Genomic DNA, 6,431 nt, shown 5'->3' on the forward strand with positions numbered 1-6,431 from the left:
CTTGGGTCGGTGGTTGTGTGTGTTCCTTTTGGCCTGCCACAACCCTCTACGCTGTTGTGGCAGGTTTGGTATTACCTTCAGGCGCTTTCCCTTGTCAGGACAGGTGAGGCCAGCCCGATGAGGTAATCAGTAGCCCGCTGTGCCAGCGTTGATGCCCGGAAAATGGCTTTTTGGTCGTCTTCCAGCATTTTTACATAATGGGCAATGTAAGGCGCGTGTTCATCGTCAATCAGGGGCTGAAGCCCAATCTGTGGCAGCAGGAACGCAGCTCCCAGCTCGGCCACCAGCTCTTCAAAGGCATACCCGGCACGGGAACGCTCGGCATTGCGTTGCAGGCGTGACTCATGCCCTGTCCAGTGGATGTATTCATGCCCCAGCGTGGCATAGTAGGCTTCCGCACTGCTGAACCGCTTGATGCTAGGCATACGGATTTGGTCTTTTGTTGGGCTGTAGGCCGGTGTTTGGGTAGTTTCGACCACTTTGCCGGGCAGTGCAGCAAAGAAACGGCTGGTTTCGGTGATGATGGTCGGCTTTTCACCCAGCGTGCCCTGCCCTACCCCTTCCAGTTGTTCAAGGTTGAAGACGTGGTAAGCGCGTGCCACCGGAATCTTGACGGTTCCCTCTTCGCTGTCCGGGTCGTCTTTCTCAAAGGTCTCGAAGAAACATACTAGCGTACTCTTTTCACCCTTACGCACGTAACCGCCGCGTTCTGTGGCTTGTTGGAACGTCATCCAGTGCGGGGAATAATAGCCTTTACGTTCTGCCTCCAGCATCAGCCGCAGGCAGTTGATGCCCTTGTACTGGTCGCCAGTGGTGCGTAATGGCAAGCTGGTGGTGTAACACTGTTTCCAGGGACGTACCCCGGCCTGCAATGCTTCGAGGATGGCGGTGGTGATTTCCTGATAGATGTCCCGTTTCATGGTGGTCTCCTTGTGTATCGGTGTATGGCTAAACACGCGATAGCGGACTTCCCTGCCCTGCTCTTCCAACCCCATCCTGTTGTTGAGCGTTGATGGGTCAGCAGTGCTGTGTTGTCTTTGCATCGGGCAGGTCAGGGAAAGCGGGGATTGTGTCCCGTACTTATCTGTCCCATCCCGTCGTCTCGCGTCGGTAGCCGACCGCTTCAGCACAAGACAGGGGTGCAAGGAGGAACGCAGGAACGAGTAGTCCTTGCAGCAATGGCTTTTGTTGGAGCAGGATACCGGATGACGCGAACGTTAACGGGTGGGGCAGATAGGGGACATAAGACTGCTGAACTGCCCGATTAGCCTGTTGCAAGGCACGCCAGCAGCTAAGCCAGAAACGGGCAACAGGCTAACGGCAAGTGGAACGCGCAGTGACGGCGCAAGACGGCATGGAGGTGGCAGGGATTGGCGCGGAAATGGCGCAAGCCATTGCAGCAGAAAGCCCGGTCTGCAAAGAGCCACCCTACCCGGAATTTGTAGCAATAAGGATTTTGTCCTACAACTATCCCCCCAGCCACATACCCAAGTAACAGCAAAGACTCCCGTATCAGGATAGTCATCGGCTAAAGCAGGCAGCCCTGTCCTAAGCATAACCCAGCACAAGGGATAGCAATCCCCACAAACGGGAAAATGCGAGCAACAGGCAAACCATCAGCCAGCAAGGCAAGCCATCATTTTGTGCCAGCAAACCTGCTCTCCCAAACAGGGGTAGGTGAAAGCCAAGGGGAAACACACCGGGTGCATACCAGCTGTATACGTCCACAGGGGCATTGTTTGAGATGCTATCCAAATAGTATCGGCAACATCTGCATCCAGCGCCCTGTCAGGTAACATGTCAGGCGAGATCAACCCAGACAAGAGGAACCAGAATGCACCTGAACCTGCTGGTACTGCGTTGCCGCGACATTGAGGCCACCAGAACCTTTTACACCCAACTAGGGTTGACGTTCACACGGGAACAACACGGTAGCGGCCCAGTCCACTATTCCACCTACCTCGGCGGGCTGCTACTGGAGTTGTACCCCACCAACGCTGAACCGGATAATGTCAGGCTAGGCTTTAGCGTCCCACCTACCCTGCTGGCACAGTTCAATACCCACACCCAATATCCACCCCAAGGTTGCCGGGATCCCGATGGCAGGTTTGTCGCATTGTCTGCGGATGAATGAAATCCCCGGCAAGGCAGCGGGTCAAGGCAAGGGAAAGGGAAGAAAGCTGGAACAAGACAGGCAGGACACCCAAAAAAATAAAGGCGACTGGTCAGGGGTGAACCAGTCGCCTTGCTTTCCTTATTGTTATCGTGAGACTTCCGTGTCTACAAGAGGGGTCTTTTCTAAAGGGCTGGGCGCATTCTGGCATAAGCCAAATCCAAAGTGAACAGAAAACTGAACTAAAACTGAACGACATTTTTTACAGACCAAGTTCCCTGCCCCGCAACAGTTTTTCCATCCCTGTTCACCGCTGCCTTCGCACCCTTGCCCCAAGGCGTAACCCCGATGTCTGTCTTACTGACTGCCCCAGTAAATCCCCGCCCTGCCAACCACAAAACGATGCCACCCCATTGGTAACACGGACAACACCACCTTGTCCTGGTCAGAATACTTGCCGGAAACGACCTGGATACCTTGCCTGACAGACCGGGAAAGCCATTATAAAAGCAAACGCAGTTTTACATGTAAAACCGTCCCTACCATTTGTCCAGACAGTTACAGCCAATGAATAAATACGGATAAATTTATGGATACGGACAATTCCCCTGTTCCCGCTTTGTCCTGCCAACAGCACAGTTTCACATGTAAAACTTCTCTCCATCCATCACCCTGACACACCTACAGACAGTATAAAGAATATCGGCTAAACTCCTTCTATTTCATGTATATGAAGCCAATATCGAGAATATCCATACTTGACTTATGAAGAATAATAAGATATATGTCCTTAGGACATATATCTTATTATTCGAAGTGATGTGAAAGCCAGTATTCCCTTTTCTACAGCCCTGCAACGGCTGATACTCACGGAACATCCCAAACCCGTGATAAGCCGCTATGAACTGGTAGGGTACATGGTAAAACTCTACCGCACCAAAACCTATGCCGGTTTACCTATTGGCAAGCTAACATCCGACCTGCCCCAGCAAACTGTCATTGAGCGCAATCTGGATAGTCTGGTCAACAAAGGCATACTGACCCAGTTCGCTAACCTGCCAGTGTTTGCTGTTGCTGGCCTGACAGCACCGACGGCGCAACAGGTCATTTGCACACTTAACCCGTTCTGCTACCTGTCACACCTGAGTGCTATGGAATGGCATCACCTGACTGACCGCATCCCCCACACTGTCCATGTGACCACCTGCACTACCAGTGAATTCAGGCGGCTGGCAGAAGAAAAGGCCAAACAGGATTTCCAGCCCTTCCCTACCCTGGCGGACATTCCATGCAAGCACCATAAACCCGGCGGGGAGATTCAGGCAAAAACCATACAGGAACATACCCGCAAGGACTACCACCCTTACCCGGAACAACACGGTAGTGGTGGCATACGGGTTGCGCCCATCGGGCGCACCTTCCTCGATATGCTTCAGGAACCCGACTATTGCGGTGGTTTCAGCCATGTGCTGGAAGTGTTCATGGAATATGCCGGGCATTACCTCCCCGTCATCCTCAAGGCCATCGACAAGGAAGGTAAAGTCATCGACAAGGTAAGGGCCGGTTATATCCTGCAAGAGCGGCTAGGACACCAGCACCCCACCATTGATGGCTGGAAAGCCTTGGTACAGCGCGGTGGCTCCCGCAAACTGCTGGCGACTGAACCTTACAAAGATTCTTATTCAGAAACCTGGTGCATATCCGTAAACTTGCCCGATGGAAACCAAGATACTTGCTTATCCAGTCCAATATATGAATAAATACGGATAAATTTATGAATATGGACACCCACCATGCAACCCGTCAGACCCGACATTACCCCTGAAACCCTCAACCTCATCGCTGAAATCGACGAGTTCAAAGGCGGTTGGCGTGTCTACCAGAACCTTGCCCCAGAACGCTTGGCAGCATTACGCCATGTGGCAACGGTGGAAAGTGTTGCCTCCTCCACCCGCATCGAAGGCGTGAAACTGACTGACCGTGAAGTGGAAAACCTGCTGCAAAACTTGCAGCAACGTCAGTTCAGCACCCGCGATGAACAGGAAGTGGCAGGTTATGCCGAAGTCATGCAACTGCTGTTTGAGTCGTATACCAGCATTCCCCTGACCGAAAACCACATCAAGCAACTGCATAGCCTGTTGCTGAAATACAGCGACAAGGACGAACGCCACAGGGGGGCTTACAAAAGTCTTTCCAACAGCGTGGCGGCTTTTGGTGCGGACGGCAAGGAAATCGGCATCATCTTTGAGACTGCCAGCCCGTTTGAAACCCCGCTACAAATGCAAGAACTGCTGGAATGGACGAACCAAGCCTTGCTTGACCGCCTCCTGCATCCCTTGGTGATCGTGGCGGTGTTTGTCGTGCGCTTTCTGGCGATCCACCCTTTTCAGGATGGTAACGGTAGGCTATCGCGCATCCTCACTACCCTGCTCCTGCTGAAAGTAGGTTATGTGTATGTCCCTTACAGTTCGTTGGAAAGCGTGGTGGAAGCCAACAAGGAAGGCTATTACCTGGCTCTGCGCCGCACCCAGTCCACCCTGAAAAGTGACACCCCGGAATGGGGGCATTGGTTACTGTTTTTCCTGCGCTCCATGAAGAAACAGAAAGACAACCTGCTGAAGAAAGTGGAACGGGAACGTCATTTCCTGCAAGCCCTGCCCCAATTGTCGGCGGACATTCTGGAACTGGCACGAGAAAACGGCAGGATCACCACCGGGGAAATCTTGCTTGCCACCCAGGCCAATCGCGCCACCATCAGGAAAAGGCTGGAAGAGTTGGTACGCAGCAGGCTGCTACAACAGAATGGGGTTGGCAAAGGCACATGGTATTCCCTGCCGTTGCCATGACAGCAGGAAAGCTCCCCAGCAAACTGTCCAGTAACTCACGCGATGGTTTGACCTCGATGGCAGGCTGGAACACACCTGCCAATGCCTTGCTGGTGTCATCAACCTGCACTGCCCTACCCCACGTTTTACCCCAGTCATTGGTCGTGTAGCGATACCAGTCTTTGGTCTCATTGCCGTCACGCTCACGGTAAACAGAACCGATGAGCGCACCACTGCCATCCTTGCCGATATTGAAGTCTTTCAGCACCACGTATTCATTGGCCCATGTGGGTTGGTTCAAGTCTGCCGGGAAAGCCACCGTTACACAGTCCACACCGGCAAACTGCCCTTTCCCACGCAACACCGTATATTCCGAACCTGGCCCTTCAATCCCCCACATGCTGAACAGCATGAAACGGTCATAGGCCGGGGTACTGTATGCCCCTTCCACCCGATGGCCTTCAGCCACAGGGTAAAGTTGCCACTGCCCTGCCCGCTGGATGAAAACCACCGTCCCCATCCCTTCCATACGCTCACCCACCAAGACAGGCAGGGTCACGCCATTCACTGCGTACCCATGCAGATCCCCCGCATCCAGCAATCCCTGCACCAGCTTGCGGTCAGGCGTGACAGCCTGTCCACACGACCAATCGGCCTGCCATGCAGGTTCCGGTAAGGTCGCTGCCGCCCACGCAAGCGAACCTACAACCCAAGTGGCTACTGCCCCCCCTATTGCCAACAACTGACGCATGATGTTTTTCCTCTTGCCACACCCTAACTTTCACTTCCCACCTATAGCAGCCCACACGCTGGACGGCTGGACGAGGGAGTTTTACATGTAAAACTCCCCTGCCCTGTACCTACCAAGCCGGTTTCCCTAACCCGCCAAAGCCAACGCAGCCTGTTTGACTTCCAATACAGGCAGGAATTCACCCAGCCCACAACTGGGGCCAGTGTACGCCGGATTGCGGTACACCACGCCATCCTGTTCCATGTGCCGCAGGATCAGGTCGGCCATTGCCTGCCGTTCCACCTGATTGCTGCCAACCTGCATTTTCTGGAGTGCCTTTTTCAAGCCCGGACGGCTGGGACGCAACTGCCCTCCCCTGACCAGTTTGCACAAGGTCAGGTAGACAGACTCGGCCACCTGCACCTCATTACCCTCACCGGCTTTACCCGTAAGGTACTTACCCGTTGAGGCTGTAGAAAAACCCTCCGAACCGCCATTTTGTGGGATAATCAAGCATCACAAGCACCAGAATGAGTAGGCAGGCATGGCACGCTACAAACCGATTCATCAAGGCGTAAAACTGTTGGCTGTGGACTTTGACCGGCAAATCCTGCCGGGTACATTTGAATACGCGCTACGTCATTTGGTGGATAAGGAACTTGACCTTGAAGACTTCCACCAGCGTTATAAGAATGATGTGCAGGGCGCAGCCGCTTTTGACCCAGCGGTGTTACTCAAAATCATCCTGTTAGCTTACAGCCGT

8 protein-coding genes are annotated in these 6,431 nt (G+C 53.5%); 5 read left to right on the plus strand and 3 right to left on the minus strand.

Annotated features, from left to right (window positions below; all coding sequences use genetic code 11):
• Positions 1–77: 77 nt before the first annotated feature.
• Positions 78–920, minus strand: coding sequence for an ArdC family protein (locus Q394_RS0112235; RefSeq protein ID WP_028489533.1), 843 nt, complete (start codon positions 918–920; stop codon positions 78–80).
• Positions 921–1,324: 404 nt separating this feature from the next.
• Here Q394_RS0112235 and Q394_RS22450 point away from each other — a divergent pair, with 404 nt between their 5' ends.
• The 4 genes from Q394_RS22450 (at position 1,325) to Q394_RS0112260 (ending at position 4,959) form a co-directional block, all read left to right on the plus strand.
• A complete protein-coding gene (locus tag Q394_RS22450; protein WP_156946859.1) occupies positions 1,325–1,495 on the plus strand; it encodes a hypothetical protein in 171 nt (56 codons plus the stop codon).
• 339 nt (positions 1,496–1,834) lie between these two features.
• Positions 1,835–2,134: a VOC family protein gene (locus Q394_RS20180; RefSeq protein ID WP_051543379.1), complete on the plus strand. Its 300-nt coding sequence runs from the start codon at positions 1,835–1,837 to the stop codon at positions 2,132–2,134.
• A gap of 800 nt (positions 2,135–2,934) precedes the next feature.
• On the plus strand, positions 2,935–3,873 hold the full coding sequence (locus Q394_RS20185) for a hypothetical protein (RefSeq protein WP_156946860.1): 939 nt from the start codon (positions 2,935–2,937) through the stop codon (positions 3,871–3,873).
• A gap of 33 nt (positions 3,874–3,906) precedes the next feature.
• Positions 3,907–4,959 (plus strand): Fic family protein, encoded by a 1,053-nt coding sequence (locus Q394_RS0112260; RefSeq protein ID WP_028489535.1) that lies wholly within the window; start codon positions 3,907–3,909, stop codon positions 4,957–4,959.
• Here the strand turns inward: Q394_RS0112260 and Q394_RS22455 are convergent.
• Positions 4,868–5,689, minus strand: coding sequence for a hypothetical protein (locus Q394_RS22455; protein WP_156946861.1), 822 nt, complete (start codon positions 5,687–5,689; stop codon positions 4,868–4,870). The two genes, Q394_RS0112260 and Q394_RS22455, sit on opposite strands and share 92 nt — an antisense overlap.
• Positions 5,690–5,815: 126 nt before the next feature.
• Positions 5,816–6,181, minus strand: a complete 366-nt coding sequence (locus tag Q394_RS0112265; protein ID WP_028489536.1) for a hypothetical protein — start codon at positions 6,179–6,181, stop codon at positions 5,816–5,818.
• 31 nt (positions 6,182–6,212) lie between these two features.
• Here Q394_RS0112265 and Q394_RS0112270 point away from each other — a divergent pair.
• A partial coding sequence (locus Q394_RS0112270) for a transposase (protein WP_028489537.1) occupies positions 6,213–6,431 on the plus strand: 219 nt, incomplete at its 3' end.

Origin of the sequence: Thiothrix lacustris DSM 21227 (assembly GCF_000621325.1) — a bacterium.
Classification (GTDB): Bacteria; Pseudomonadota; Gammaproteobacteria; order Thiotrichales; family Thiotrichaceae; genus Thiothrix; species Thiothrix lacustris.